This is a genomic window from Stenotrophomonas sp. NPDC077420 (assembly GCF_044543385.1).
Classification (GTDB): Bacteria; Pseudomonadota; Gammaproteobacteria; order Xanthomonadales; family Xanthomonadaceae; genus Stenotrophomonas.
This window is the reverse complement of sequence record NZ_JBITVZ010000004.1, coordinates 195,408-221,775: the sequence shown is the minus strand read 5'-3', so window position 1 is coordinate 221,775 and position 26,368 is coordinate 195,408. Positions and strand designations below refer to the sequence as shown.

General features: G+C 68.3%; 21 protein-coding genes. 8 read left to right on the top strand and 13 right to left on the bottom strand.

What is annotated here, in order from left to right; translation table 11 throughout:
• The 7 genes from ACIGII_RS05940 to ACIGII_RS05910 form a co-directional block, all read right to left on the bottom strand.
• Positions 1-768 (bottom strand): YggS family pyridoxal phosphate-dependent enzyme, encoded by a 768-nt coding sequence (locus ACIGII_RS05940; protein WP_399634404.1) that lies wholly within the window; start codon positions 766-768, stop codon positions 1-3.
• Between the two features lie 180 nt (positions 769-948).
• The gene (locus ACIGII_RS05935) at positions 949-1,455 is read right to left on the bottom strand and encodes a hypothetical protein (RefSeq protein ID WP_399634405.1); all 507 of its coding nucleotides are present in this window, start codon (positions 1,453-1,455) and stop codon (positions 949-951) included.
• A 254-nt stretch (positions 1,456-1,709) separates the two neighbouring features.
• Positions 1,710-4,826: an error-prone DNA polymerase gene (locus ACIGII_RS05930; protein ID WP_399634407.1), complete on the bottom strand. Its 3,117-nt coding sequence runs from the start codon at positions 4,824-4,826 to the stop codon at positions 1,710-1,712.
• Entirely contained in the window at positions 4,823-6,241 is a 1,419-nt protein-coding gene (locus ACIGII_RS05925; protein ID WP_399634409.1) for a Y-family DNA polymerase, read from the bottom strand. The genes ACIGII_RS05930 and ACIGII_RS05925 overlap by 4 nt, the downstream gene beginning before the upstream one ends.
• Before the next feature lie 9 nt (positions 6,242-6,250).
• Positions 6,251-6,868 carry a translesion DNA synthesis-associated protein ImuA gene (gene imuA, locus ACIGII_RS05920; protein ID WP_399634411.1) on the bottom strand — a complete coding sequence of 206 codons (618 nt, stop codon included), beginning with the start codon at positions 6,866-6,868 and terminating at the stop codon, positions 6,251-6,253.
• Between the two features lie 370 nt (positions 6,869-7,238).
• A complete protein-coding gene (locus ACIGII_RS05915) occupies positions 7,239-7,721 on the bottom strand; it encodes a type II TA system antitoxin MqsA family protein (RefSeq protein WP_399634413.1) in 483 nt (160 codons plus the stop codon).
• Between the two features lie 2 nt (positions 7,722-7,723).
• Positions 7,724-8,137: a type II toxin-antitoxin system MqsR family toxin gene (locus ACIGII_RS05910; protein ID WP_399634414.1), complete on the bottom strand. Its 414-nt coding sequence runs from the start codon at positions 8,135-8,137 to the stop codon at positions 7,724-7,726.
• Between the two features lie 377 nt (positions 8,138-8,514).
• Between ACIGII_RS05910 and ACIGII_RS05905 the strand changes: the two genes are divergently transcribed.
• Together ACIGII_RS05905 and ACIGII_RS05900 are read left to right on the top strand one after the other, a co-directional pair.
• A complete protein-coding gene (locus ACIGII_RS05905; RefSeq protein WP_399634415.1) occupies positions 8,515-11,337 on the top strand; it encodes a beta-glucosidase in 2,823 nt (940 codons plus the stop codon).
• 238 nt (positions 11,338-11,575) lie between these two features.
• Entirely contained in the window at positions 11,576-13,471 is a 1,896-nt protein-coding gene (locus ACIGII_RS05900) for a CocE/NonD family hydrolase (RefSeq protein ID WP_399634417.1), read from the top strand.
• A gap of 325 nt (positions 13,472-13,796) precedes the next feature.
• Here the strand turns inward: ACIGII_RS05900 and ACIGII_RS05895 are convergent, their stop codons facing one another.
• Positions 13,797-14,891 (bottom strand): alkene reductase, encoded by a 1,095-nt coding sequence (locus ACIGII_RS05895; protein WP_399634418.1) that lies wholly within the window; start codon positions 14,889-14,891, stop codon positions 13,797-13,799.
• Between the two features lie 161 nt (positions 14,892-15,052).
• On the opposite strand from ACIGII_RS05895, the gene ACIGII_RS05890 reads away from it, so the two are divergent.
• The 4 genes from ACIGII_RS05890 to lldD all read left to right on the top strand — a co-directional run bounded on the left by ACIGII_RS05890 (position 15,053) and on the right by lldD (position 18,018).
• Positions 15,053-15,811 (top strand): SDR family NAD(P)-dependent oxidoreductase, encoded by a 759-nt coding sequence (locus ACIGII_RS05890; protein ID WP_399634420.1) that lies wholly within the window; start codon positions 15,053-15,055, stop codon positions 15,809-15,811.
• A 122-nt stretch (positions 15,812-15,933) separates the two neighbouring features.
• Positions 15,934-16,392, top strand: a complete 459-nt coding sequence (locus tag ACIGII_RS05885; protein WP_399634422.1) for an MgtC/SapB family protein — start codon at positions 15,934-15,936, stop codon at positions 16,390-16,392.
• Complete coding sequence (locus ACIGII_RS05880) at positions 16,389-16,823, top strand: VOC family protein (RefSeq protein ID WP_399634424.1); 435 nt, start codon at positions 16,389-16,391, stop codon at positions 16,821-16,823. The genes ACIGII_RS05885 and ACIGII_RS05880 overlap by 4 nt, the downstream gene beginning before the upstream one ends.
• A gap of 61 nt (positions 16,824-16,884) precedes the next feature.
• The gene (gene lldD, locus ACIGII_RS05875; RefSeq protein WP_399634425.1) at positions 16,885-18,018 is read left to right on the top strand and encodes an FMN-dependent L-lactate dehydrogenase LldD; all 1,134 of its coding nucleotides are present in this window, start codon (positions 16,885-16,887) and stop codon (positions 18,016-18,018) included.
• Positions 18,019-18,045: 27 nt separating this feature from the next.
• On the opposite strand, the gene ACIGII_RS05870 is transcribed toward lldD, so the two are convergent.
• Together ACIGII_RS05870 and ACIGII_RS05865 are read right to left on the bottom strand one after the other, a co-directional pair.
• The gene (locus ACIGII_RS05870) at positions 18,046-18,360 is read right to left on the bottom strand and encodes an I78 family peptidase inhibitor (protein WP_399634426.1); all 315 of its coding nucleotides are present in this window, start codon (positions 18,358-18,360) and stop codon (positions 18,046-18,048) included.
• Positions 18,361-18,415: 55 nt separating this feature from the next.
• Positions 18,416-19,126, bottom strand: a complete 711-nt coding sequence (locus ACIGII_RS05865) for a M949_RS01915 family surface polysaccharide biosynthesis protein (protein WP_399634428.1) — start codon at positions 19,124-19,126, stop codon at positions 18,416-18,418.
• A gap of 229 nt (positions 19,127-19,355) precedes the next feature.
• Here ACIGII_RS05865 and ACIGII_RS05860 point away from each other — a divergent pair, with 229 nt between their 5' ends.
• Positions 19,356-20,126 (top strand): SapC family protein, encoded by a 771-nt coding sequence (locus tag ACIGII_RS05860; protein ID WP_399634430.1) that lies wholly within the window; start codon positions 19,356-19,358, stop codon positions 20,124-20,126.
• A 54-nt stretch (positions 20,127-20,180) separates the two neighbouring features.
• Here ACIGII_RS05860 and ACIGII_RS05855 read toward each other — a convergent pair whose 3' ends face one another.
• Complete coding sequence (locus ACIGII_RS05855; protein WP_399634432.1) at positions 20,181-21,521, bottom strand: CpaF family protein; 1,341 nt, start codon at positions 21,519-21,521, stop codon at positions 20,181-20,183.
• A 506-nt stretch (positions 21,522-22,027) separates the two neighbouring features.
• On the opposite strand from ACIGII_RS05855, the gene ACIGII_RS05850 reads away from it, so the two are divergent.
• A complete protein-coding gene (locus ACIGII_RS05850) occupies positions 22,028-23,017 on the top strand; it encodes a helix-turn-helix domain-containing protein (protein WP_399634687.1) in 990 nt (329 codons plus the stop codon).
• Positions 23,018-23,667: 650 nt separating this feature from the next.
• Here ACIGII_RS05850 and ACIGII_RS05845 read toward each other — a convergent pair.
• Positions 23,668-24,531, bottom strand: coding sequence for a phosphatase PAP2 family protein (locus ACIGII_RS05845; protein WP_399634433.1), 864 nt, complete (start codon positions 24,529-24,531; stop codon positions 23,668-23,670).
• 38 nt (positions 24,532-24,569) lie between these two features.
• On the bottom strand, positions 24,570-26,300 hold the full coding sequence (locus ACIGII_RS05840; RefSeq protein ID WP_399657442.1) for an ATP-binding protein: 1,731 nt from the start codon (positions 26,298-26,300) through the stop codon (positions 24,570-24,572).
• Positions 26,301-26,368 lie beyond the last annotated feature (68 nt).

Sequence of the window (26,368 nt, the reverse complement as noted above, 5' to 3'; positions counted from 1 at the left end):
TCAACGCCCAGGCGTGGGCCAATAGTGGCTGTCGGGGGTGCTGCGTGCGCCGAAGATCGCCTGGCCCACGCGCACTACGGTGGCGCCTTCTTCGATGGCGATCTCGAAGTCGCCGGACATGCCCATCGACAGTTGGTCCAGGCTGACGCCGGCCGGCAGCGTGGGGCGCAGGCGGTCGCGCAGCTCGCGCAGGCGCACGAAACACGGGCGGACCTGTTCGGCATCGGGCGAGAACAGGGCCAGCGTCATCAGCCCGCGTACACGCAACTGGGGGAAGGCGGGCAGCTGCTGCACGAAATCGGCCACTTCGATCGGGCCCAGGCCGTACTTGCTGGCTTCGCCGGAGGTGTTGACCTGCACGAACACGTCCAGCGTGCGGCCTTCCTGCGCCAGCCGCTGGTCCAGCGCCTGGGCCACGCGCAGGCTGTCCAGCGCCTGGAACTCGCTGGCGAAGCGGGCCACGTCGCGGGCCTTGTTGGTCTGCAGGTGGCCGATCACCGACCAGCGGATGCCGAGGTCGGCCAGCGCTTCGGCCTTGCCCTTGGCTTCCTGCACCTTGTTTTCGCCCAGCGTGTCGCAGCCGGCGGCGACCGCCAGGCGCAGCCGCGCCTCGTCCACGGTCTTGCTGACCGGCAGCAGCCGCACGCTGGCCGGATCGCGTCCGGCGCGGGCGCAGGCAGCGGCGATGCGGGCATGGACCGTGGCGAGGTTGTGGCGGAAATCATCAACGGTGGCAGCCTGCGGCCAGGCGGGGGCGACGATGGGCATGGGCGGAAACCAGCAACGGGCGTGCGTCCATTTTCGCATGGCGGCCAACTGCCCGGCGCGTTGCGCCGCCGCCCGACCAACGGTCGGGCGCTATCGGTGAGTTGATTGTTCACGGTGCGGGGACCGCCGGCGGATTCGTTCCAGCGTCGGTAGCGCCCGACCGTGGGTCGGGCGGCGGTATCAGGGTGCAGCAGCGGTCCCCGGGCGGATGTAATGCGACTGGCCGTTGTCGTTGAGGAAGATCAGCTCGGGTTTGCCCTGCCATGAGGTGAGCATGGCGCCGGTGCTGTTCTGGTGCTTGATCACCAGGGTGGCGCCGCGGTCGGGGTTTGCGGTGATCTTGAATACTTCGGTGGTGCCCTTGGCATCGTCCAGGGTCAGCGAGGCTTCGTCGCCGACATCGGCCGTGCCATAGCTGCCCCGTTCGGAGCCGTCCGCGCCCAGCAGCACCAGACCGGACAACGGCGAGGCACGCGGGCCCTGCGGCACGCCCTTGCTGAGCGGGTCGGGCAGCGGCGCTCCCAGGATCACCCGGGCCTGGCCGCTGCCGTCCTGGATGACCAGGCCGCGCGCGGTGATGACGCGCTGGTCGGACTGGCTCTGGTGCAGCCGCACGGCGGTGTAGCCCGAGACCAGCAGGGCGAGGCTGGACACGGCCAGGGTGGTGAGGGTGAGTGCACGCGACATGGCCGGCTCCGGATCCTTGGATGGATGCGACGATAGCCGAAGCGGTGATTGCGACACCAGTCGGAAAACTCTGTATCTGTCATCTACGTGAAACCGGTCACAGCTGGCTCGCTCCGAAGCACCGCGTGGTCGTTGCCGCCCGTTGACTGGATGTGCGCGTGCCGGTGCGTTATTCGTTCTGGATAGTGCTGGAAACCCGGGAGGGTGCGATTGCCGCGTTGAGGTTCAAGCGCCACCTCCGAGAGGTCGGCAGGTCAATGGAAATCGCGGCTGTGGGTGCGCACGCCGTCGATCAGCGTGTCCAGGTTGTGCATGCGCTGCACGATCAGGTGCTGCACGCCGTCGACGCGTTCCAGCCGGCCATCGATCTGCATCAGCCGGGCTTCCACCAGCACGCGGTGCTGGCGGTCGGCGGTCCTGCGCCAGACCACCGCGTTGACCATGCCGCACTCGTCTTCCAGGGTGAGGAAGGTGACCCCGCTGGCGGTCTGCGGGCGCTGGCGCATGCGCACCAGCCCGGCGAAACGCACGCTGCGCCCATGCGGCAGCTGCGCCAGTTGGTCGGAGCGCTGGCAACGGCGCGCCTGTAGTTCGGTACGAATGAACGACACCATGTGCTGGCCGAGGGTAGTGCCGGTGCTGTTGTAGTCGGCCTGCATGTCCTCGAAGGCGCTGGGGGCGGGCAATGCCACGTCGGCTTCTGCCGTGGCGCGCACGCTCTCGAACAGCGGCAGCGGCTTTTCCACCCCGGACACGTCCCAGCGCGCGCGGTGGCGGTGCCCGCTCAGGCCCTTGAGCGCACCGGCGTCGGCCAGCAGGCCCTGGTGGCGACGGTCCAGGCGTGCGCGCTGGCTGAGGTCGGCCACGCTGTCGAAGGCATGCCGGGTGCGGGCCTGGACCAGCACGTCGGCCACCTCTTCGCTGAAGCCATCGACCATGCGCAGGCCCAGCCGGATGCCGGGCAGGGCGCCGGGCTGCGTGGCCGGCACCAGGGTGCAGTTCCACGCACTGTGGCGCACGTCCACCGGCAGCACCGGCACCCCGTGGCGGCGCGCGTCCTGCAGGATCTGGTCGGGGGTATAGAAGCCCAGCGGCTGGCTGTTGACCAGGCTGGCGGCGAACGCGGAGGGGTGGTGGCACTTGAGCCAGCAGCTCACATAGGTGATCAGCGCGAAGCTGGCGGCGTGGCTTTCCGGGAAGCCATAGCTGCCGAAGCCTTTGATCTGCTCGAACAGGCGCTCGCCGTAGTCGCGGCTGTAGCCACGCGCGGCCATGCCGGCCAGCAGTTTGTCGCGATGCGGTTCCAGGCCGCCGTGGCGCTTCCAGGCGGCCATCGAGCGCCGCAGGGCGTCGGCTTCGCCGGGACTGAAGCCGGCCGCGGCCACCGCCAGCTGCATCACCTGCTCCTGGAACAGCGGCACGCCCAGGGTGCGTTTGAACACCTTCTCCAGTTCCGGCGGGTAGTCGATTTCTTCGATGCCTTCTTCCTTGAGGCGTTTGCGGCGGTTGAGGTAGGGGTGGACCATGTCGCCCTGGATCGGCCCGGGGCGTACGATCGCCACTTCGATCACCAGGTCGTAGAAGCAGCGCGGCTGCATGCGCGGCAGCATGGCCATCTGCGCGCGCGATTCGATCTGGAACACGCCGAGCGTGTCGGCGCGGCAGATCATGTCGTAGGTGGGAACATCGCCGGCCGGGAGGCGGGCCATGCTCAACGGCTGTCCGTCCGCGTCGCGCACGCCCTGATCGTGCAGCATCGCCAGGCACTTGCGCACGGCGGTGAGCATGCCCAGGGCCAGGCAGTCCACCTTCATCAGCCCGGTGGCATCCAGGTCGTCCTTGTCCCACTGGATCACGGTGCGATCGGCCATGGCCGCGTTCTCCACCGGCACCAGGGTCGACAGCGGATGTTCGGAAATCACGAAGCCGCCGGGATGCTGCGACAGGTGCCGCGGGAAGTCCACCAGTTCGGCGGTCAGCGCCACCACCCGCTGCATGAGCGGGGTGTCCGGGTCGAAACCGCGTTCGCGCAGCGCCTCGGGCAGCGGTTCGTGGCTGCTCCAGCGGTCCAGGCAGGCGGCCAGTTCGTTGACCTGGTCCGGCGGCAGGCCCAGCACGCGGGCGACGTCGCGCACCGCGCTGCGGCCGCGGTAGCTGATCGCCACGGCGGTGAGCGCGGCGCGTTCGCGGCCGTAGCGGTTGAACACGTACTGCAGCACTTCCTCGCGCCGTTCGTGTTCGAAATCGATGTCGATGTCCGGCGGTTCGTCGCGCTCTTCGGAGATGAAGCGTTCGAACAGCAGTTCCATGTGGCTGGGGTCGATTTCGGTCACGCCCAGCACGAAGCACACCGACGAATTGGCCGCCGAGCCCCGGCCCTGGCACAGGATCTGCTGGCTGCGGGCGAAGCGCACGATGTCGTGCACGGTCAGGAAGTACGACTCGTACTGCTTGAGGTGGATCAGGCGCAGTTCGTGCTCGATCTGCCGGCGCTGCCCATCCGTGGCGCCACCGGGCCAGCGCCAGCGCATGCCTTCCTCCACCAGCGTGCGCAGCCAGCTGGCCGGGTCGTGCTCGGCCGGCACCAGCTCGCGCGGGTAGGTGTACTGCAGCTGGGCCAGGTCGAAGCGGCAGCGCTCGGCCACGCGCAGGGTTTCCTCCAGCAGCTCCGGCGGGTACAGCGCGGCCAGCGCCTGGCGGGTGCGCAGGTGGCGTTCGCCATTGGGGAACAGATGCCAGCCGGCGTCGGCGATGGTGCAGTGCTGGCGGATCGCGGTGAGCGTGTCCTGCAACGCACGGCGGCGACGCACGTGCATGTGCACGTCGCCGCTGGCGACCACCGGCACATCGTGCGCGTAACCGAATTCCAGCGCCGCCTCCAGGCGCTGCACGTCGTCGGCGTCGCGGTGCAGCTCCAGCGCCAGCCACAGGCGGTGCGGAAAGCGTGCCTGCAGCCAGGCCGCATCGGCAGCCTGCGGCACGCGGTCGGCCCACAGGCACAGCAGTCCGTCGGGCAGGGCATCGAAGTCCCCGCGCAGGCAGCGGTACTGGCCCTTGGCGGCGCGCCGGCGGCAGGTGGTGATCAGCTGGCACAGCCCGGCATAGCCGGCCAGGTCGGTGCACAGCAGCACGACCTTGGGGCCGTCCTCGATCTGGAATTCGGCGCCGGTGATCAGTGCCAGCTGGTGCTTCTTCGCCGCCTGCCAGGCGCGCACGATGCCGGCCAGTGAACACTCATCGGTGATCGCCAGGGCGTGGTAGCCCTGTTCCTTCGCGCGCGCGAACAGTTCGTCGGCGATCGAGGCACCACGCTGGAAACTGAAGGCCGACAGGCAATGCAGTTCGGCGTAGTCGGGCAGGGCGCTGCTCATGCGAACCAGCCGTGCAGCATGAACGGTCCATGCCGCGCGCCGGCGGCGGTATAGGCCCAGCCGCGCTGGCCCAGCGCGGTTTCCACCACGTAATAGTCGCGGCGCACATCGTCTTCGTCCCACCACCCCGATTCGATCCGTTCCGGGCCTGACAGGATGCGCAGGTCCGGGTCGTACAGCGGCTGCGGCGTGGCCAGCAGCCAGCCGGGGCGCAGCGGCACTACCGGCGGCGGCCCCTTGGCCGCCGGGGCGGCGGGGCCGGTGGCGCGTTCGGGGCGGTGTTCGGCGCGCAGTGCCACGCCCTGCACGGCGTCGTCGCCGAGCCGCGCGCGCAGGCGTTCGCGCAGCTGTTCCCAGGGCATGGCCTGCTGCGGGCGCGGGTCGAACAGGTCGCGCGCGGCGGGGACGAACGGGGGCAGGTGGTCGGCCTGCAGGCGCAGGCCGCGGCTGCCGGCGGGCAGGCGCAGGTGGTCGACGCGGTTGCGCGCCAGTTCGAACAGCATCGCCGCGTCGCGTTCGGGCGCGAGCAGGCCGATGCTCAGCCGCGTATCCGGGTGCCGTTCGTGTTCGAACCACAGGTCGAACTGCTGGGCGCCGCCATCCCGCGAACACAGGAAGGCGGCGAGGTCGGCGGTAAGGCGGCGCAGCGGGAACAGCAGGGCCTGGGTGGAGTCGATCTCGTAGTCGAACTCGATCCGCGCATCGAACCGGTCCGGCGGCCGGAAGTACTGCAGCGGCGCCAGCGCGCCGATGCCGCGCAGCGCATCCAGGTGCGCCAGCACCTGCGCCGGGAACCGCCGCGCCAGGCTGTCGCGGGGCAGGGCGAAGGCGGCGCCCAGGCTGCGCAGGCCGGAGCGCGCCAATACCGTGACCGCGTCGGTGGGCAGGCCGCTGCGGTCGATCGGAAGCTGCGCCAGTGCCGGTTCCAGCGTGCTGGCGTCCACTCCCAGCCGGGCGTGCACGCTGGTCAGTACCCAGGCGGCATGCGGGTTCGGCGCGGCCACCAGGCGGTGGCGGAAACCCAGCTCCTCCAGGCCCTCGCGCAGGCGCTGTTCAATCGCCGGCCAGTCGCCGAACAAGGCGCGGCTGGCGCCGATCTCCAGCGCCAGCGCATGCGGGAAGGCCAGGCTAACCTGCGAGCTGATGCCGTACAGCCAGCTGGCCAGCAGTTGGCGGGTGTCCTGCTCGGCGCGCGGGTCGTATTCCACGGTGAGCATGTCGCGGGTGAGCACCTGCGCGGCCGACAGCAGCATGCCGCGGCGCAGGCCGAGCTGGCGCGCGGCGGGACTGACCGCATGCAGCACCCGGCGCTGCGCCGGGCCGGTCACCAGCACCAGCGGCGCGCGGGGATCGGGCTGCTGGCGCAGGGCGGCATCCAGCGCCAGTTGAGGCAGCAACAGGCAGGCCCACTGCATGGCGGCGCCTCAATGGGCCACGGCCAGCGGCAACGGCTGCGCCGGTGCCTGGCCGCCACGGCACTTGAGGACCCGCACCTGGCCGGCCTCCAGCTGCAGCCGCAACGGGGCCGGGGAGGGGTTGCGCGCCAACCGGCTGTCGCGGAAGGCAAACCCCAGGCATTGCCCGGTTTCGGCCGCGACCTGCAACCGGCGCAGGGTGCGGTCGTCGGCGTGGCCGGGCCAGCACAGTACCGCCGCACAGGCGGCCGAGCGCAGGCATTGTTCGGCCGCCCACAAGGCCTCGCGCGGACTGGCATGGACCACCTGCAGCTGGCCCAGGGCCATCCCGGCACCGGCCCAGCCGGGCGCGTGCGGCAGGTGCGGCGGCGCCACCAGCACCACGGTCTGCTGTTGCTGGCTGAGCCGGGCCAGGGTCGGCCAGACCAGTGCCAGCTCGCCTTGGCCGGGCGCCGACAGCAGCACTTCGGACAGCGCCGACGGCGGCCAGCCGCCGCCGGGCAGGCGGGCGTCCAGCGCCGGGTGCCCGGTGGGGTGCGCCGGGGTCTCTGCAACCGCACCGCGCGGCTGCCCGCGCCAGACCTGGCGGCTTTCCAGCAGCTGTTCCAGTGCCCGCACCGCGCCCATCAGGGCACCTCCCGGGAGGGCTGGAACAAAGCGAAATGGGCGGGAAACCTGAACATGGAGGCAAGTATCGAAAGCGCGGGTGTCAAGGGTTGAGACCGACATGCTACCGCCAATTAGCAAAATTGCTAATGAAATTCGCCGTGCCAACGTCCCCACGTACCCAACGCCAGAAGAGAGACCCCAGCCCCCCAATCAACACACCGCCCGTGACCGCTGGTCGCTGCTGATCGGACGCCCATTGGCGTCCCTGCTGCTGAGCGACTCGGAAGGCCGACCCCTGGCGGCGACCGATACTGTGGTGATCGAGCCGGTGCACGATGTCTGACAGCGTTTTCGGTCAGCCTTGAACGCTGTGGCTGCCACGACGGAACTAGGAACCGTTGTGGACCTTGGCTTGCGGAAGCATCATCCCCGCAGTTGCCGCTTCCCGAATTTCTTCCAGCAGGTCGGGGTGGCGATCAAGCAGATGGAACAGGTTGAATACCGCTGCCACCGGCTGGGCCTTACCGGTCTCGTATCGCGAAAAGGCATTGGGACCGCCGCCGGTGATGGCTGCCGCCTCATGCTGGCTCAGGCGAAGTTTTCGCCGCACGCGGCGCAGTTCCGCGCCAGCCTCCCGGCGGACCTGGTCAACCAGCGCATCTGCGGCAGCCACATAACGTGCCTGGCTGGGGTCATCCAGAAATGCTTCTCCGCACTGCTCGCAACGCTGGCCGGTGAGGTGGGTGACCTCGATCGTCCGATGTCCACTGGCAAGCGGCAAACCGCCGGCGAAGGCAACCAGCGAATCCAGAGCGCCGCATGACGGGCACTGGCAGGAGGCAAGCGTGGGGTACTCATGTCCGGACGTCATGCTCAGAGTCTCTTGAAGGAGATGACCAGCTTGGGGGCAGGGGGCGCTGCTGTACTCGACGCAGCAGGGGGAAACCACAGCATGAACTTGATATAGGCCAGGCCATTTTCAGTAGGTCCGTGATAGACGTCCTGCCAAAGCGTGTGCGTGGTATCGGCCGCGGCGGTCATGGATTTGAAGAAATGGTCTGTGCGTAGCCTGAGAATCGTGTTCACTGCCTGATGCATGTTCAATTGCATGGCAGCAACACCAGCGACCGCCTTGAAACCAAAGACGCCTGCGCCGGACTGGCGCACTACCTGCTTGACCTGATCAAGTGAATACGAAGGGGTCTGCTTTTCCCATACGCCGTCAGATCGGACCGTGATCCCAAAAGGCGTTGGAGCCGGGCGAGTACTGGGCGGCGACGGATGCATGCGTCCTTCCGTGGTCGGGTTGAATATACACCTTAGAGGTTGATTTGCAATCAAGGCAAGGCAAACATTTCGATCAATTCAAGCGGGTCAATAGGCTTTGACTTGACGGGCCTGATCTGTTCCCGCGGTGAGTAAAACTGAACACCTGTTGACACGGATGAACGCGGTGAACGACCCTTGACCGGATGGGTGCCGGACACGCCACCCGGCGGATGCGGTGGCTGTAGCGACAGGCGGAGGGGCCTGATCGTGGCCGGCGTACCCGTGTAGTTCCCGAGACCGGGCCGTGGGCCCGGTGTCTGCCACTACGGCGCTGCACCCTTCTGCGGCAAGACTCCCTGGATTTTCTGCGTCAGCAAAAGGTGTTTCGCCCGCTTATGAAAACGATTACAAAGCCGCTGGCCCTGACGGCCGCCATTGCCGTGTCGCTTGCCGCAGCCGCCTCGGCGGCGCCGACCGCCGCCGCTGATGCCTTCACCGTGCTGCGCCTGGAACAGGCGCCCTCGCACCTGGATGCGTCTGCGGTGGCCGCGCAGCTGCAGGCGCTGGACGTGGATGCACTGACCATCGGCAACGTGGTCCGTGCGGCCGACACGATGGACACCGCGCTGGCACCGGACCCGCTGGCGGCGCTGGCCGACCAGCTGGGCTACACCTACCGTTTCGTCAGCGCCGATCCGGCCGCTGCCGAACAACGAGGTAGCGTGGTGCTGTCGCGGCTGCCGGTGGAAGCCGAATCGGGCGTGGAAGCGCCGGGCCTGAACTACCTGCGGCTCAACGACGGCCGCCACGTGGTGGCGCTGTATACGCGTGCTGCCGACAGCGATGCCGAGGGCACCCCGGTCAAGGCGCTGGTGGACGGCTCGCGCCTGGGCGCGCCTGCGGTACTGCTCGGCGCCGACGCGGAAACCGCGACCACCGCAGGATTCGCTGCGGTCACCCGCGATGCGGTCTACAGCGCCGGCTTCAATGCCGCCACCGCCAAGCAGGTCAAGCTGCGCCTGGATGCCGATTCGAGCATCGGTGGCGAGCTGGTGACGCTGGGCTACAGCGCGCCGCTCGGCGGCGATACGCCGTGGATGGACACCGGGCTGGGCGCGGACGCACGCGCGAAGCTGCTGGTCGCGCGCATGACGGTGGATGAAAAATTCCAGATGCTGCACAGCTACTTCGGGCTGGGCAAGGACGGCGGGCCGTTGCCGGAAGGCGCGGTGGGCTCGGCCGGTTTCGTGCCGGGCGTGCCGCGGCTGGGCATTCCGGCGCAGCAGTCGGCCGACGCCGGCGTGGGCGTGACCAACCCGGGTGGGATCCGCAAGGGCGATATCGCCACGGCGATGCCGTCGGGGCCGTCCACGGCGTCGACCTGGAACCCGCAGATCGCGTTCACCGGGGGCGCCACGATGGGCCGCGAGGCCTGGCAGCAGCGCTTCAACATCCTGCTGGCGGGCAGCGTCAACCTGCAGCGCGATCCGCGCAACGGCCGCAATTTCGAGTATGCGGGTGAAGATCCGCTGCTGGCCGGTCGCCTGGTCGGTGAGTCGATCCGCGGCGTGCAGAGCCAGCATGTGATTTCGACGATGAAGCATTTCGCGCTCAACGACATGGAAACCTCGCGCAATTTCCACAGCGCCGAGATCGGCGAGCAGGCGATGCGCGAGTCGGACCTGCTGGCGTTCGAAATCGCGATGGCCGAGGGCAGGCCGGGCTCGGTGATGTGTTCGTACAACAGGATCAACGGCACCTACGGCTGCGAACACGATTACCTGATGAACCAGGTGCTCAAGCAGGAATGGAAGTTCCCGGGTTTCGTGATGTCGGACTGGGGCGGGGTGCACAGCGGTTCGAAGGCGGCGCTGGCCGGCCTGGACCAGCAGTCGGCCGGTGAGGTATTCGACAAGGCGGTGTACTTCGACCAGCCGCTGCGCCTGGCCGTGGCCGGCGGGGTGGTGCCGCAGGCGCGCCTGGACGACATGGTGACGCGGATCCTGCGCACGATGTTCGCGCATGGCAACTTCGACCTGCCGCCCCAGCACGTGCCGATCGACGTCGAGGCCGGTTTCGCGGCCGCGCAGCGCACGGTGGAAGAAGGCAGCGTGCTGCTGCGCAACGAAAACAGCCTGCTGCCGCTGGACAGGGACGTGCAGCGCATCGTGGTCATCGGCGGGCACGCGGACAAGGGCGTGATCGGTGGCGGCGGTTCGTCGCACGTGGGGTTCACCGCGCGCGGTACCAATGCGGTGCCGGGCGTGCTGCCGACCACGTGGCCGGGTCCGGTGATCTTCCACCCGTCGTCGCCGTTGCAGGCGCTGCGGGCGGAGCGCCCGGAGGCGAGCATCGAGTATGTGGACGGCCGCGACGTGGCGGCGGCGGCGCGCGCTGCGGCGGCGGCGGACGTGGCGATCGTGTTCGCGACGCAGTGGTCGGCCGAGTCGGTCGATCTGCCGCACATGCGGCTGCCGGACAACCAGGATGCGTTGATCGCGGGGGTGGCCAAGGCCAATCCGAAGACGGTGGTGGTGCTGGAAACCAACGGGCCGGTGGAGCTGCCGTGGCTGCAGCAGGTGCCGGCGGTGATGCAGGCGTGGTACCCGGGCATCCGCGGCGGTGAGGCGATTGCGGCGCTGCTGACCGGCAAGGTCAATCCGTCCGGGCGCCTGCCGGTGACCTGGCCGGTGGACGCGTCGCAGTTGCCGCGCCCGCACGTGAACGGGCTGGGCTTCACCCCGAAGCACAAGCCGGACGACACCATCGATTACACCATCGAAGGCGCGAACGTCGGTTACAAGTGGTTCGCGGCCAAGGGGCTGACCCCGCAGTTCGCGTTCGGCCACGGGCTGTCGTACACCCGCTTCCAGTACGACAACCTGACCTACACGGCGATGGGCCAGCGCCTGGTGGCGACGGTGGACGTGCGCAACACCGGCAAGGTGGCCGGCGCGGACGTGGCCCAGCTGTACCTCAAACTGCCGGAAGGCAGCACCACGCCGATCCGCCTGATCGGCTTCCAGAAAGTAATGCTGCAGCCGGGCGAGTCGCGCCGGATCCGTATCGAGGCCGAACCGAAGGCGATGGCGAGTTTCGATACGGCCGACAAGCAGTGGAAGATCGCCGAAGGCCGTTACGAACTGCAGCTTTCGCGTTCGGCCAACGAGCCGCTGCAGACCTCGCCGATGGTGTTGAGTGGGGGTGTGGTGAAGTAAAGCCGGAGCCAGAGCCAGAGCCAGAGCACTCGTCCACGGGTGTCTCTGGTCTGGGCCGGCGCGGGCGGGGCGGGACGGGACACGCCGACCCGAGCCAGGGACATCCGCAGACCAAGGCTTCCGCTATGAAGGCTTTGCTGTAGAAGGCCGTTGGCGGCCAACCAAAGGCACATATCGGGTGGCGGGAAACAGCGCTAGGCTGCGGGAGTTGCCTGCCATCACCTTCCCGGAGAGAGCCATGCGTGTTCGTGTCGTGCCTGTGCTGTTGCTGAGCCTGATGATCGCTGCCAGCGTGTCGGCGCAGACCGCGCCGATGACGCCGGATATTCCGGCCAAGGGCTTCGTCACCCCCACTGCGGGGTATGACTACGAGAAGCGCGAAGTGATGGTTCCCATGCGCGATGGGACGAAGCTGTATACGGTGATCGTGGTGCCCAAGGGCGCGCGGAACGCGCCCATGCTGCTGACCCGCACGCCCTACGATGCCGCCAACCGTGCGAAGCGCATGGACTCGCCGCACATGCGCGACATCCTGCCGCAGGGCGATGAAGTGTTCGTCGATGCCGGCTATATCCGCGTGTTCCAGGATATCCGCGGCAAATACGGTTCCGAAGGCGATTACGTGATGACCCGCCCGTTGCGCGGGCCGCTCAATGCCACCAAGGTCGACCATGCCACCGATGCGTGGGACACCATCGACTGGCTGGTCAAGCATGTGCCCGAAAGCAACGGCAAGGTCGGCATGCTGGGCTCGTCGTACGAGGGCTTCACCGTGGTGATGGCCTTGACCAACCCACATCCGGCGTTGAAAGTGGCCGCCCCGCAGAGCCCGATGATCGATGGCTGGATGGGCGATGACTGGCTCAACTACGGCGCCTTCCGCCAGGTCAACTTCGGCTATTTCACCGGGCAGCTGGCCAAGCGCGGCAAGGGGCCGGCCATTCCCAGCCAGGGCTACGACGATTACACCACCTTCCTGCGCGCCGGTTCGGCCGGCGACTATGCCAAGGCCAATGGCCTTGAACAGCTGCCATGGTGGCACAAGCTGGTCGAGCACCCGGCCTACGACGCCTTCTGGCAGGAACAGGCGCTGGACAAGCGCATGGCCAGCACCCCCCTCAAGGTTCCCACCCTGTGGCTGCAGGGCCTGTGGGACCAGGAAGACATGTGGGGCGCGGTGCACAGCTACGCGGCGATGGAACCGCGCGACACCGGCAACACGCTCAACTACCTGGTCATGGGCCCATGGCGGCACAGCCAGGTGAACTACGACGGCAGCAGCCTGGGCGCCCTGAAGTTCGATGGCGATACCGCGCTGCAGTTCCGCCGCGACGTGCTCAAGCCGTTCTTCGACCAGTATCTAGTAGACGGCGCGGCCAAGGCCGATACGCCGCCCGTGCTCATCTACAATACCGGCGAAAACCGCTGGGACAAGCTGCAGCAGTGGCCGCGCGCGGCCGCGCAGACCCGGCCGCTGTACCTGCGTGCCGGTGGCAGGCTGTCGTTCGAGGCGCCGCAGGCGGGCGAGGCCACGCATGAAGACTACGTGTCCGATCCGGCCAAGCCGGTGCCGTTCGTCCCCCGCCCGGTGCGCTTCGCCGACCGCGACATGTGGACCACCTGGCTGGTCAAGGACCAGCGTTTCGTGGACGGCCGACCCGACGTACTGACCTTCGTCAGCGAACCGCTCACCGAACCGCTGCGCATCGGGGGGGCGCCGCAGGTCAACCTGCAGGCGTCCACCAGCGGCAGCGACAGCGACTGGGTGGTGAAGCTGATCGACGTGTATCCCGACCAGGTGCCGTCCACGCCGGAGATGGGCGGTTATGAGCTGGCGGTGTCGATGGCGATCTTCCGCGGACGCTACCGCGAGAGCTTCAGCGAACCGAAGGCGATCGCCGCCAACCAGGTGCTCGACTACCGGTTTGGCCTGCCCACCGCCAACCACGTCTTCCAGCCCGGCCACCGCGTGATGGTGCAGGTGCAGTCGACCCTGTTCCCGCTGTACGACCGCAACCCGCAGACCTTCGTGCCCAACATCTACCTGGCCAAGCCGGGCGATTACCAGAAGGCGACCCAGCAGGTGTGGCATGCGCCGGGCCAGGCCAGCTTCATATCGTTGCCGGTGTATTGAGGCAAGCCCGATCGACAACGACCGATCTCAATGATCGGTTTTGCCGGCCGGCAATGCCGGCCTGCAATGCCGACATGCAATGCCGACCGGTAATGCCGACCTGCAATGCCGACCTGCAATGCCGACCGGTAGTGCCGACCGGTAGTGCCGACTGTTAGTCGGCAACCGCGCGCCAGCGCGGCAAGGCCGAGGTCATGATGTCGGAACGGAGAGCAGCCGACTGACAGTCGGCTCTACCCCCGTACCCGTACCCCCGTAGCCGTACCCGTACCCCCGTAGCCGCACCCCCGTAGCCGTACCCGTACCCGCACCCCCGTACCCCGCATCAGCCCGACACGCTGGGGTAATCGATATAGCCTTCGGCGCCGCCGCCGTACAGGGTGTCCGGGTCGAACTCGGACAAGGCCACGCCCAGGCGCAGCCGTTCGACCAGGTCGGGATTGGCGATGTAGGCGCGGCCGAACGCGACCATGTCGGCGTAGCCCGACGCAACCGCCTGTTCTGCGCTGTCCTTGTCGTAGCCGTTGTTGGCGATCCACGGACCGCGGAACTTCGCACGCAGCGCGGCATAGTCGAACGGGATGTTGTCGCGCGGCCCACCGGTGGCGCCTTCGATCACGTGCACGAAAGCCAGCCCGCCGATCGCATCGAGGCGCTCGACCGCGCGTTCGAACAGCGGCTGCGGGTCGGAATCGTGCGCGTCGCCGGCCGGCGTCACCGGCGACAGACGCACGCCGGTGCGATCGGCACCGATTTCCGCGGCAATCGCACGCACCACTTCGTCGAGCAGGCGGGTGCGGTTTTCGATGCTGCCACCGTAGTCGTCGGTGCGCAGGTTGCTGCCATCACGCAGGAACTGGTCGATCAGGTAGCCATTGGCTGCATGCACTTCCACGCCATCGAAGCCGGCCGTGATCGCGTTGCGCGCAGCCTGCCGGTAGTCCTGGACCAGTGCCGGAATCTCGTCCAGGCGCAGCGCCCGCGGCTCGGAAACATCTTCGAAACCGTTGGCGGTGAAGGTCTTGCTGTTGGCGCGCAGCGCGCTGGGGGCCACCGGCACTTCACCCTCCGGCAGCAGGCTGGTGTGCGAAATGCGGCCCACGTGCCAGAGCTGCAGCACGATGCGGCCACCGCGGGCGTGCACGGCATCGGTCACCTTGCGCCAGGCATCGATCTGGTCCTGGCTGTAGATGCCGGGCGTATCCAGGTAACCCTGGCCGAGCGGGCTGATCTGGGTCGCTTCGGCGATGATCAGGCCGGCGCTGGCGCGCTGCTCGTAATACTGGATGGCGAGGGGATTGGGCACGCGTCCGTCGATGGCACGGTTGCGGGTGAGCGGTGCCATCGCAATGCGGTTGCCGACGTCGATGGCGCCAAGCCGGGTGGAAGTGAACAGCGTGCCGTCAGGAGACTGGGTCATGGGCGATGCCTTGGGGAAGGAGAGGTCGTGCAGGGATACGACACCCAGCATAGGCCGGGGTGCGTTGCAGCGATGGGAAGGATTGTTGCGGGGCGCCGTGTGCACGTTGCGTAACGCAGACGAGGCGTAGCGTAGGCGCGAACTCAAGCAGAGGCAGTGCAATGATCGATTACCAACTCAAGGGCAAGGTCGCCATCGTCACCGGTGGCGTGTCGGGCATCGGCCTGGCCGTGGCCGAACTGCTGGCCGATTCCGGTGCGGCCGTGGCGGTCTGGGACCTCAAGGACGATGCGGTCCAGAAGACGGCCGAGGCGATCCGCGGCAAAGGCGTAAAGGCCATCGGCATCGCGTTGGACGTCACCGACGAGGCGGCGGTGGACGCAGCCGTACAGCGCACCGTGCAGGAGCTGGGCGGCCTGGACATCGCGGTCAACAACGCCGGCATCGGCGGCCCCTCCGCCAGCAGTGGCGATTATCCGGTCGATGGCTGGAAGCGCGTCATCGACGTCAACCTCAACAGCGTGTTCCTGTGCCAGCGGGCGCAGATCCAGGCGCTGCGCAAGGCCGGCAACGGGGGCAGCATCATCAACATGGCGTCGATCCTGGGCCAGGTCGGTTTCGCCAGTTCGGCCGCCTACGTGGCCGCCAAGCACGGCGTGGTCGGCCTCACCCAGACGGCGGCCTGGGAGCATGCCGGCGACAACATCCGGGTAAATGCGGTCGGCCCGGGCTTCATCGCCACGCCGCTGCTGGACAAGATGGACCCGACAGTACGCAAGGCGCTGGAAGCCAAGCATGCACTGCAGCGACTGGGCAAGGCAGAGGAAGTCGCCGCGCTGGTGGCCTGGCTGGCCAGCAGCGATGCATCGTTTGCCACCGGCACTTATTACGCCATCGATGGCGGCTACCTCGCGCAATGAGGTCGGCGCGGCGGGCACCGTGGCGGCCGAGCCCGCCACCCGTGCACGCCGCGCTCACAGGCAATTTCACGGTGCTCCCACGCGGCCCACGCAACGCTCTGTTCATTGTTGAGGAGTGTGTGATGGGACTGGAACAAGATCTGTCGATCCTGCTGCGCATCGCGGCCGCGATGCTGTTCGGGGGTGTGCTGGGGATCGAGCGCGAGCTGGGCAAGCATGCGGCCGGGTTGCGCACGCACATGCTGATCGCCGGCGCCGCCGCGCTGATCGTGGGCCTGGGCGACAGCATCGCCGAACACTTCCAGCAGGAACGCTACCGCGACCTGCTGCAGGTGGACCCGGTGCGCCTGATCGAAGCGGTGGTGGCGTGCGTGGGTTTCGTCGCCGCCGGCACCATCCTGCGCGGCAACCGCGATGACGAAGTCAGCGGCCTGACCACCGCCAGTTCGCTGATCATGGCGGCGGCGATCGGCATCGCCGTGGGTATCGGGGAATACGTGATCGCCATCGGGGTGAGCGTGCTGTGCGTGACCGTACTGACGGTGTTCCGTCGGCTGGCCAAGAAACTGGAGTCCACATGAGCAGCGAACGTCCCTTCGAGCTGCAGCGGATCGACCACCTGGTGCTGCGCGTGCAGGACCTGGACCGGTCGGTTGCGTTCTACCGCGATGTCCTGGGCTGCACGGTGGCCCGGGAACGCCCCTCGCTGGGCATGGTGCACCTGCATGCCGGTGCATCGATGATCGACCTGATCGCGGTGGACGGGTCGCTGGGCCGTCGCGGCGGCGCTGCCGCCGGCGCGCAGGGCCGCAACCTGGAACACCTGTGCCTGCGCATCGAGCCGTTCGACGAGTCCACCCTGCGCGCACACCTGCAGATGCACGGCATCGCCGTGGACGGTGAGGTGTCCAGCAACCTGGGCGCGGAAGGCGACGGGCGATCGCTGTACCTGCGCGACCCGGATGGCAACGGGGTCGAGCTCAAGGGCCCCTCCACGCCCTGCGGCTGCTAGGGCCCCCCTTCAATCTTTGGTCTAATGGGCGGACGGCGCATGTCTCGGCCATGGTTGGACCATGATCATTTCCGCTTCCACCGACTACCGCGCGGCCGCGCAACGCCGGCTCCCCCCGTTCCTGTTCCACTACATCGACGGCGGCGCTTACGCCGAACATACGCTGCGGCGCAATGTCAGCGACCTGGCCGACATCGCGCTGCGCCAGCGCGTGCTGCGCGACATGTCCGAGCTGCGCCTGGAGGCGGAACTGCTGGGCGAGCGCATGGCGATGCCGGTGGCACTGGGCCCGGTGGGGCTGACCGGCATGTATGCGCGGCGTGGCGAAGTCCAGGCGGCCCGCGCGGCCGCCAGCCGCGGCATTCCCTTCACCTTGTCGACCGTGTCGGTGTGCCCGATCGAAGAAGTGGCACCGGCCATCGACCGCCCGATGTGGTTCCAGCTGTACGTGCTGAAGGACCGCGGATTCATGCGCAATGCACTGGAGCGGGCCAGGGCCGCCGGGGTTACCACGCTGGTGTTCACGGTGGACATGCCCGTGCCCGGCGCGCGTTACCGCGACGCGCATTCGGGAATGAGCGGACCCAACGCCGGGCTGCGACGCATGCTGCAGGCGATGGCGCACCCGCGCTGGGCATGGGACGTGGGCCTGCGGGGTCGCCCGCATGACCTGGGCAACATTTCGGCGTATCGGGGCAGCCCGACCGGCCTGGCCGACTACATCGGCTGGCTGGGGAACAATTTCGATCCGTCGATCGGGTGGAAAGACCTGGAGTGGATCCGCGAATTCTGGAGCGGGCCGATGGTGATCAAGGGCATCCTGGACGCCGACGATGCGCGCGATGCGGTGCGTTTCGGCGCCGATGGCATCGTGGTCTCCAACCACGGCGGACGTCAGCTGGACGGGGTACTGTCGACGGCGCGGGCGTTGCCGGCGATCGCCGCGGCGGTCAAGGGCGAGGTGGAGATCCTGGCCGATTCCGGCATTCGTACCGGGTTGGACGTGGTCCGCATGCTCGCGCTGGGCGCCGACGGCGTGCTGCTGGGGCGCGCATTCGTCTATGCGCTGGCGGCCCAGGGCGAAGCCGGGGTGGCCAACCTGCTGGATCTGCTGGCCAGGGAAATGCGCGTGGCGATGACCTTGATCGGGGCGCGCCGGCTGGCCGACATCACTACCGATGCGCTGGCGCTGTGATGCCGTGCAGCCGGGCAGGGCCCGGTGCTACCCGCACTGGACCGAGGTGATGATGTTGGCCTTGTCGATGAACACGCGCAGCCGGTCGGGACGGTAATCGCGGCTGGTGATGGTTTCCGGGCCGATCGGGTTGATCAGGCCGGCGCCGCTCTGCTTGAGCAGGGCGCGCATGTTGGCTTCGTCGGCAGGTTTGCCGACGGCCCAGGCCAGCGGCTCGGCGTGGCATTGGCCGCTGCCGGTGATGTGCGGGCCCGGCGCGGTGGCGCAGGCCGACAGGCTCAGCGCGGCCAAGGCCGCCAGCGGCGCCAGGGTGCGTGGGCGGGTGCGCGAACGAAGTGTCATGGGTCGCTCCTGCGGGGGGCCAGGCCTGACCTTACCACCGCGGCACGGCGTGTGCTCAGTGCGCCTGGCGGGCATGGGTGATCGAGCGGGCACCCAGTGCGGACCACAGCGCGTCCAGGTGCTGCACGAATGCCGGCGGCGCGGCCGCCAGGCTCGGGCTCCGGTACCGTTCGCCATCGAAACGGACCTCGCCGGCGCGGTCCCTGCGGGTCTCACCCTCGATGCCATAGCTGGTGCTGCCATCTATCAGGCTCACATGCAGCTGGTGCGGGTCGCTGTCGCCCCCGCAGAAGGTATGGCTGGCCAGGGTGATCTCGGCCTGGCCGTCGCCGTCCAGGTCGGTGGCGCCGACGTGCTGCAGCAGCCAGCCCGCCTCCAGCGCCGGCCCTGCGCAGCGCTGCCGGATCTGCCGCTGCCACTGCTTTTTCCAGGCCGCGCCCGGCGCTGGCCGGATGTACAGCCGCGCGGTAAGGACGGCCAGGTCGAGCATGCCGCCACGGTCCGGGTCGTCCACCCGGGCCTGGCTGCGCTCCAGCACCAGCACGCCCTCGCCATGCAGGTCGCGGTAATGCACCCGGCGCAGCGCATCGTCGCTGCCGGGCAGGGCGTGGGTGTCCATGTCCTGCGCCGCGACCAGGGTCAGGCCGGGCAGCTGCGCGGCGGGCGCGGTCTTGTCGCAGGCAGCCAGTGCCGCGCAGGCCGTGCCCAGCAGGGCCGGGCGGAGCAGCAGGCCGAACAGGCCGGGAGCAGGAGGGCGGGTGTGCATGAGGCGGTATCTACGGCAAAGCGCCGGCGATCATCTCCCGTCCGCCACGGCATGACCATGCAGGACGTCGCGATCAACCTGATTTTGCTGCGATGCGGAAAAGGCAGCGCGGCCCCGCGCGCTCCCCGCGACAGCAGGCAATCGTCAAACAGCCACGCTATAGTGGCCGATCAATGCGGTGCCCGCTTTCGCGCCCGGGCTGTCTGGCGCGTCGTACCTGATCAATTCCATGACTGCTGAAACGACTACTCCGCCGGACGCGCCGGCCCAGGCTTCCGGCCCGCTGTTCTACCGCGAGCCGCTGCCGCTGCAATCGGACAAGCACGCCAACTGGCGCCTGCGCCCGGGTTCGCTGGACTTCGCCGCCGAGACCAATGCCATTCCGGCGGTCATCGGTGAATTCGGCATGGCCGCCCAGCATTTCCCGATCCTGTTCACCGGCAAGGACGCGGCGCCGATCGTGGCGGTGGGCCTGGCCCGCAACAATCTCTTCGTGACCGAAGGCAAGTGGGCCGACAACACCTACGCGCCGGCCTACCTGCGCCGCTATCCGTTCGTGTTCATGCAGTCCGATGAGGACGGCAACTTCCTGCTGGCGCTGGATGCCGGTTCCGAACAGGTCAACCAGGGCGTGAGCGACGAAGGCGAGCCGCTGTTCGTCGACGGCAAGGCCACCGAGGTGGTCGACAATGCAATGAAGTTCTGCGCCGACTTCACCCGCGAGCACGAGCACACCCGTCAGTTCAGCGCCGCGCTGCAGGCGCAGGCGCTGCTGGTGGAGCGCAGCATCGACGTGACCCTGAGCAATGGCGAGAAGATGTCGATCAACGGCTTCCATGTGGTCGACGTGGAGAAGCTGGCGCAGCTGCCCGACGACGTCGTCGTTGCCTGGCACCGCAACGGCTGGTTGGCGTCCATCCACCACCACCTGACCTCGCTGGCGCGGTTCAATGCCCTGGTGCAGCGCCAGAGCGAGCAGGTCCAGGCCAAGGCGGCCTGATCGGCCCGGTGGCAGACGCGCCAACGGCGACCTCCGGGTCGCCGTTCGCGTTTCTCAGCCCTCATCCTGCGTCGCGCGGTGAAGCCGTGACCGGAACGGCTCGAGCTTGTGCGAGCGCGGTTGCGCCTCGGACCAGATCCAGCCGTCGCGTTCGCTGCCGTCGATGTCGTACTGCACATCGTGGCGGACGATCTCCTGGGTGCTGATCGTGGCGTCGTCGACCCCGATGATTTCCGTGATCGACGCCAGCACCCGGCGGCCGTTGTCCAGGCGCGCGATATGCACGATGAAATCGAGGGCGCCGGCAATCTGTCGGCGCAGGGTGTCGTCGCTGCCCGTCGAGCGGGCGAGGGCGGCGAGGCGTTCGATCCGACACAACGCGTCAGCCGGAGAGCGGGCACGCAGGGTGGCCATCGTACCGTCCTGCCCATCGTACGTCGCCTGCAGCAGCTCCCTCACCTCGGCGCCGCGGAGTTCGCCGACCACGATGCGGTCCGGGGCCATGCGCAGGCTGTTGTGCAGCAGGTCGCGCATGCTCACCGCGCCTTGGCCGTCGGCATCGCCGCCCCGGCTTGCCAGGCGTACCACGCACGGGTGCTCCAGCGAGAGCTCGACGGTGTCTTCGAGGGTGACCACGCGTTCGCTGACCGGCACGCAGGCGACCAGTGCATTGAGCAGCGAGGTCCGGCCCGAACACGCGGCGCCGGTCACCAGGACGTTGCAGCGGCCCAGCACCATGGCGTGCAGCAACGCCTGCACGGCCCCGTCCAGGCTGCCCATGCGCTGCAACTCGCCAAGCGTGAATGCGTGCCTGCGGAACCTGCGGATCGACACCACCGGGCCATCCACCGCCACGGGCGGGATGATGGCGTTGAGTCGGCCGCCTCCGGGCAGGCGGATGTCCACCATCGGATTGGATTCGTCCAGGCGGCAGCCGAGCGGCGCTACCATGCGACGCAGGATCCGAAGCAGGTGCAGCTCGTCGCTGAAGCGCTCGCGCACGCGCACGCGCCGGCCGCCCTGGGAGACCTGGATGTCCTGGTAGCCGTTGACCAGGATGTCGTCGACCGTGGGGTCGTGCAGCAGGTCGTCGAGCGGGCCGAAGCCAATGAGCTCCTTGACCAGGGCCTCGGCCAGGATCTCCAGCTGCGGCTCGTCGAGCGCGATGGCCCATGCCTGCATGAACAGCCGCGCCTGGCTGCGCACATAACGGGCCACCGTCTCCGGGGCCCAGGCTTCGATGTCGATGCGGTCGTCTTCGATGGCGTCGAGCAGGTGCTGACAGGCGGCGACCAGGACGTTCTGGTAGGCGTCGCTGTGCGCGAACGACGGCTCAGCGGTTGCCGGGGCAGCCACGTGCACCTCGCGCGGGGCGGGAGGGGCAAGTGGGTTCATGGCAGCTGCCGTCGGAAAACATGCCGGTATACGACTGTGCGGCCGCGGCGGCACCGGACGGATTTCAACGTAGTCATCGCATAGCCCCCTGTCGTCCCGCCCTGCGCCACCCGTACGCGGGCGTGGTGTGAGGGATTATCTTCAGGCCGGGTCCGCGCCGCCGATGCACAAAATCGGCACGCCGGCGGCAAAGATTCACCCCCGCATGTTTACATGCAGGAAAACCCGCACGTTTCCCCGTAAAACATGCATCCGCCAGAATAGTTTACAGCGACGCGTGAATAATCGCGGACACGTTGCATTGACGCGGCCTACACATCCCCATGACGAAACTTGGATAATGCGCCCCATACTGGTTCGACTTAATCAGGGCGTGGCTCAACCCGGCACGACCGAGTTTGCGTCGAATTGGATCTGATAATCGCGGTATCGGTCGATCGAGAAGGAACGGTACCCGGGCCGACGTCGTTCGGCAGCGGGTACGATTCAACCTGGGGTCCACTGTCATGGCCGATGGTGTAGCGGAAACAACGGAGGCGGCTGCGTTGCAGCCATTCGATCTGGCGACGCTGGGTGGAATGCTGCGCGTATGCGAGCTGGAGATGGTGCTGCTGGACGGCAATGGGCCCCGGGCCTCGATACAGTCGCAGGTACACGACGAATCGCTGTTCTGCACCGCGACCTGTGGCTTCCAGTTCCGCGGCCGCTTCCTGCTGCCGCAGGACTGGTGCCTGCTCGGCTACATCCATCAGACCGATGCAGCGCGGAGCTGGTGCCACGGCATGCCGCTGGCCGCCGGCACGGCGCTGACGGTGTTGCCCGAAGGCGTCAGCGAATTCGCCTTCAGCGCGGGGACCCGCATCAGCCTGCTGCTTACGCCGCTGCGGCGCCTGGAGCGCAAGCTTGCCGAACTCAGCCTGCGCACCAGCCTGCCGTCGGGCCAGGCCCTGTCGCTGTTCGGCGCTGACGCCGCCGAGGGTATATCGGCGCTGGCGCAACGATACGCACCGTGGCCGGCCTGGTTGCACGCGGGCACGGCCGGATTCCCCGCCGATGCGGTCGATGCGATGCTGCATGCGCATGTGCAGGCGTTGCTGGCCGCAGGCAGCGCGCAGCGGGCCGCCGGTTCGCGCGCGCGTCGCGCGCATTACCTCATCGCCCAGCGTGCGGAAGCGTTCATGCGGCAGAATCTCAGGCGCTATATCTACATGCATGAAATCTGCGATGCGGCTGGGGTCAGCGAGCGTGCGCTGCGCTATGCGTTCGAAGATCTGTATGGCACCTCGCCCAACCGCTACCTGTCGATGCTGCGGCTGTGCGCGGCGTGCCGCGGACTGTCCATGGCCGACGCGACCCGCAAGTCGGTCAAAGCCGTTGCCTTGAGTTGCGGATTGTGGGACCTGTCCCGCTTTGCGGACAACTATCGCCGCGTATTCGGCGAACTGCCCCGCGACACCTTGATGCGTGCGCCCGCCTCGCTGGGCAGCTCCGCCTGAATGCACGTATCCGGCAGCGTGCCGGATTTGTCCATGCGGTTGCCGGTTAACCGCAACGCCTTGCCGGAACGCACGCCCGCGCTGCCGGAATGAGGCGTCCGTGCGGCGCCGCCCACGCTGTAATGACCCTCAATCGCCGACCGGACGGAAGATCCGCTTCCGGCTGGATCGGCAGCACGGGGGCAGGTACTGATGAACCACATGGGCGCACGGGTGCAGCTGAAGGACAAGGGGACGCGGACACGACCTGCAGCGCCGGGCGTCCGCGCCAGGGCCGGGAGTGCCAGATCGCTGGCATCCCCGGCGCGGGCGGCGCTGCCGTCGGGCCCGGCCGGTGGGCTGGCCGGGACCGGGCTCGACGGGGCTGCGGTGCGCCGCGCGGCTGCATCCCTTCCATATTCCGAGACCGCTGCACGGGCGCGGGATCGGCACCGTTTTGACCTGGCTCGCTGTCAACCGCGGGATGTCTCCCCCGTCATCGCTCAGGGGGCAGCGAGCCAGGCCATCCTGTTTCACTGCGTCGTGCGCCGGCACGACGCGATCCCGGGCTGACCGGGACCACGGCTTGACCCGGCTCGTCGCCACGCGCGGTGTCTCCCCCGTCATCGGGTAGGACGACGAGTCGGGCCATTTCATCCACCCGGTTGGCTTCATTCCACACCGGGTATCTTCACCTCCAGCGCCGTCGCCTCTGCCTCGCAGTCCTGTGCGTCCACGCCATTGGCGCGCAGCGCGCTGATTTCGTTGCGCGCTGCGGCCATGTCGGCGATGAACTGTGCGTTGGCATGCAGTACCGCCACCGCGCCGGCGCCCACCGCGCGCCCCTGCAGCACATCGCTCTGCCAGTGTGCGTTGCAGATCAGCCGGTTCTCGCCGAACGCGCGGCCGCGGGCCAGCACCGCGTCGGCCTGTTCCGGACTGAGTTCGCTCAGCAGCAGGGCCCAGGCCCAGCCGACGGCGGTATGCCCGGAGGGGTAGGAACCGTCCTTGCGCAGCGCGGCTTCGTCGGCGGCAAAGCAGGTCTTCTCCTTGTAGAACACGAACGGCCGTACCCGGTTGTAGTGATCCTTGGCGGCATAGGTGGCCAGGCCCGCATCAACCATGCTCCGCTGCAGCAGCAGGTACAGGCGTGGCGTGTGCTGTGGGCTGATCGGAACGCCGAGGGCGCAGGCGAATGTGCCGGCCGCGTGCGGGAATCCCAGGTCCGCGTCGCTGCTGGCCAGCGCGTACCGTGGGCCGCCTTTCAGCGTCTGCGCGGCTCGGCTGACGGCCTGGTCACGTGCCCATGCCGGCGATCCCCTGGGGGGCGGCGCGGGTAACAGGGCCAGGCTGTCGGGCAGGGACCTGCCCAGATAGCCGGCGGGCACGCCTGGGCGAAGCTCCGGCACCGGCGGCGGCGCCGGTGGCTGCGCACTGGGCAGCACGGCGGGGGCCGGACCGGTGAGCGGGCCGCTGGCGCAGCCGCCGAGCTGGGCGGCCAGGGCCAGGACGAAGACCGTACGGATCGCACGCATGGACTGCTCCTTGCTGGGGGTGGGGGGCATCGCGCCGCTCAACGTTCGCGCGGTGCGCCCTCGCGCAGGGGAAAACGCACTTCGATCCGCGCGCCGCCAAGCGGGCTGGTGTCCAGGTGCAGTGCACCGCCGAGCAGTCGCGCGCGTTCTTCCATGCTGATCAGGCCCAGCCCCGGCGCCCGCCGCAGGTGACCTGCGGGAATGCCGATGCCGTCATCATCCACGCGGAGCACCAGCTCGGCGCCGCGCACGCAGACCAGGACGTCGGCCACCCGGGCGCGCGCATGCTTGTCGACGTTGTTGACGGCTTTCTGCACGATCCGGAACAGGCTCAGTTCCTGTTCGTCGTCCAGCCGCGGCGCGTCTTCGATGCTGCAGCGCAGGCGCAGCCGGCCGCGCGCGTTGCGCTTGATGCAGAACGCGTCCAGCGCGCTGGCCAGGCCGGTGAAGCGCAGGATGCTGGGGTGCAGTTCGTGCGAGATGGCCCGGATGTCGTTGGACACCGCCAGCAGCTGGTCCTGCAGCTCCACCACGCTGGAACGCTCGTCCAGCGGGATGTGGGTACGCAGCGTGCTGAGCCGGATGGAAATCGCCGCCAGCGACTGGTTCACGTCATCGTGCAGGTCGCGCGCGATCCGGGTACGTTCTTCTTCCTGCACCACCAGCATGCGCCCGGTCACTTCACCCAGGCGCGCATAGGCCCGTTGCAGCTTGAGCCGGCTGGACAGCTTCTGCTCCGACAGCGCGCCCAGGAACAGCAGTGCGAAGCCGGTGCACAGCGTCCAGGCCTGCCCGGTAAGCAGGTTGCGGTCGAGGGTCCAGAAGCCGAACGGCCCCATGCCTTCCACGCCCAGCTGCAGGCCCAGTACGGCCACCGCCAACAGGGTGAGCGACGCGCCGGCGATGCCGAACACGATCAATGCCCACACCAGCAGGGGGATCGGCGCCAGGGTCAGCAGCGGGATGATCACCCCGTCCTGCCAGTCCACCGTCCACAGCACCACCAGCAGGCCCAGCAGCAGCAGCGCCACGGCCACCGAGTCCCAGCGCCAGCCGTGGCGGCGTTCGGGTGCATCGATGATGCGCGCCACGTTGACCAGCGCCGGCACCAGGACCAGATAGCTCACCGCGCTGGTCAGTGCCAGTTCGCGCATCACCGCCGATCCGGCAGCGCCGTCGCGACTGCTCTGCGCCAGGGCATACCACCACGCGCTGCAGAGCGGCCGCAGTACGCAGGCCAGCAGCAGGAACAGGGTGAGATCACGATAGTCTTCCAGCGCCGCACGCTCGGCGCGCCAGCGCAGCAGCAGCCAGGCCACGCCTGCGACCATGGCGAACTCGCCCAGGGTGGCCAACAGGCGCGGCAGCGATGACATCGGCACCAGCGGCAGCGACAGCACGGTGCCGATGCAGGCGGCAAGCACGCAGGTGCGCCACTGGGTGCGGGGGGTGACCAGCAGGAAGCCCAGCAGCAGCGGGCCCGGGATCCACAGCACATGCAGGTGCAGCTGTGACGGCAGCACGGTGGGCAGCCATTGGCCAAGCAGGCACCCCACAACAAGGGGCAGGACCAATGTTAAAAAAGCGCGCACATCCAGTGCAGAAGATGTGAAGCCATCGGGGCGGACGGAGGGGAAGGGCGTGCCCTGTACGTGCGGCGTCTCGGCGCCGTCGCGATTGACCTGGCTGCTGGCCTGCACTCTGCACCTCGGGGGAGACAGCTCTGTGCCACAGGTGGAACGACGTCCGGCGGGAACCCTTGCCGACATGTCGCTTCAGCCCCACAATCGGCCCGATCAGAACAGGTTGATGCAACGCACGCTATCCACATTCCGAC

Bases quoted from the DNA above. Each gene is read 5' to 3' on its own strand.
- ACIGII_RS05940 (WP_399634404.1), bottom strand. From the start codon at position 768: ATGCCCATCGTCGCCCCCGCCTGGCCGCAGGCTGCCACCGTTGATGAT.
- ACIGII_RS05935 (WP_399634405.1), bottom strand. From the start codon at position 1,455: ATGTCGCGTGCACTCACCCTCACCACCCTGGCCGTGTCCAGCCTCGCC.
- ACIGII_RS05930 (WP_399634407.1), bottom strand. From the start codon at position 4,826: ATGAGCAGCGCCCTGCCCGACTACGCCGAACTGCATTGCCTGTCGGCC.
- ACIGII_RS05925 (WP_399634409.1), bottom strand. From the start codon at position 6,241: ATGCAGTGGGCCTGCCTGTTGCTGCCTCAACTGGCGCTGGATGCCGCC.
- imuA (WP_399634411.1), bottom strand. From the start codon at position 6,868: ATGGGCGCGGTGCGGGCACTGGAACAGCTGCTGGAAAGCCGCCAGGTC.
- ACIGII_RS05915 (WP_399634413.1), bottom strand. From the start codon at position 7,721: ATGACGTCCGGACATGAGTACCCCACGCTTGCCTCCTGCCAGTGCCCG.
- ACIGII_RS05910 (WP_399634414.1), bottom strand. From the start codon at position 8,137: ATGCATCCGTCGCCGCCCAGTACTCGCCCGGCTCCAACGCCTTTTGGG.
- ACIGII_RS05905 (WP_399634415.1), top strand. From the start codon at position 8,515: ATGAAAACGATTACAAAGCCGCTGGCCCTGACGGCCGCCATTGCCGTG.
- ACIGII_RS05900 (WP_399634417.1), top strand. From the start codon at position 11,576: ATGCGTGTTCGTGTCGTGCCTGTGCTGTTGCTGAGCCTGATGATCGCT.
- ACIGII_RS05895 (WP_399634418.1), bottom strand. From the start codon at position 14,891: ATGACCCAGTCTCCTGACGGCACGCTGTTCACTTCCACCCGGCTTGGC.
- ACIGII_RS05890 (WP_399634420.1), top strand. From the start codon at position 15,053: ATGATCGATTACCAACTCAAGGGCAAGGTCGCCATCGTCACCGGTGGC.
- ACIGII_RS05885 (WP_399634422.1), top strand. From the start codon at position 15,934: ATGGGACTGGAACAAGATCTGTCGATCCTGCTGCGCATCGCGGCCGCG.
- ACIGII_RS05880 (WP_399634424.1), top strand. From the start codon at position 16,389: ATGAGCAGCGAACGTCCCTTCGAGCTGCAGCGGATCGACCACCTGGTG.
- lldD (WP_399634425.1), top strand. From the start codon at position 16,885: ATGATCATTTCCGCTTCCACCGACTACCGCGCGGCCGCGCAACGCCGG.
- ACIGII_RS05870 (WP_399634426.1), bottom strand. From the start codon at position 18,360: ATGACACTTCGTTCGCGCACCCGCCCACGCACCCTGGCGCCGCTGGCG.
- ACIGII_RS05865 (WP_399634428.1), bottom strand. From the start codon at position 19,126: ATGCACACCCGCCCTCCTGCTCCCGGCCTGTTCGGCCTGCTGCTCCGC.
- ACIGII_RS05860 (WP_399634430.1), top strand. From the start codon at position 19,356: ATGACTGCTGAAACGACTACTCCGCCGGACGCGCCGGCCCAGGCTTCC.
- ACIGII_RS05855 (WP_399634432.1), bottom strand. From the start codon at position 21,521: ATGAACCCACTTGCCCCTCCCGCCCCGCGCGAGGTGCACGTGGCTGCC.
- ACIGII_RS05850 (WP_399634687.1), top strand. From the start codon at position 22,028: ATGGCCGATGGTGTAGCGGAAACAACGGAGGCGGCTGCGTTGCAGCCA.
- ACIGII_RS05845 (WP_399634433.1), bottom strand. From the start codon at position 24,531: ATGCGTGCGATCCGTACGGTCTTCGTCCTGGCCCTGGCCGCCCAGCTC.
- ACIGII_RS05840 (WP_399657442.1), bottom strand. From the start codon at position 26,300: ATGTCGGCAAGGGTTCCCGCCGGACGTCGTTCCACCTGTGGCACAGAG.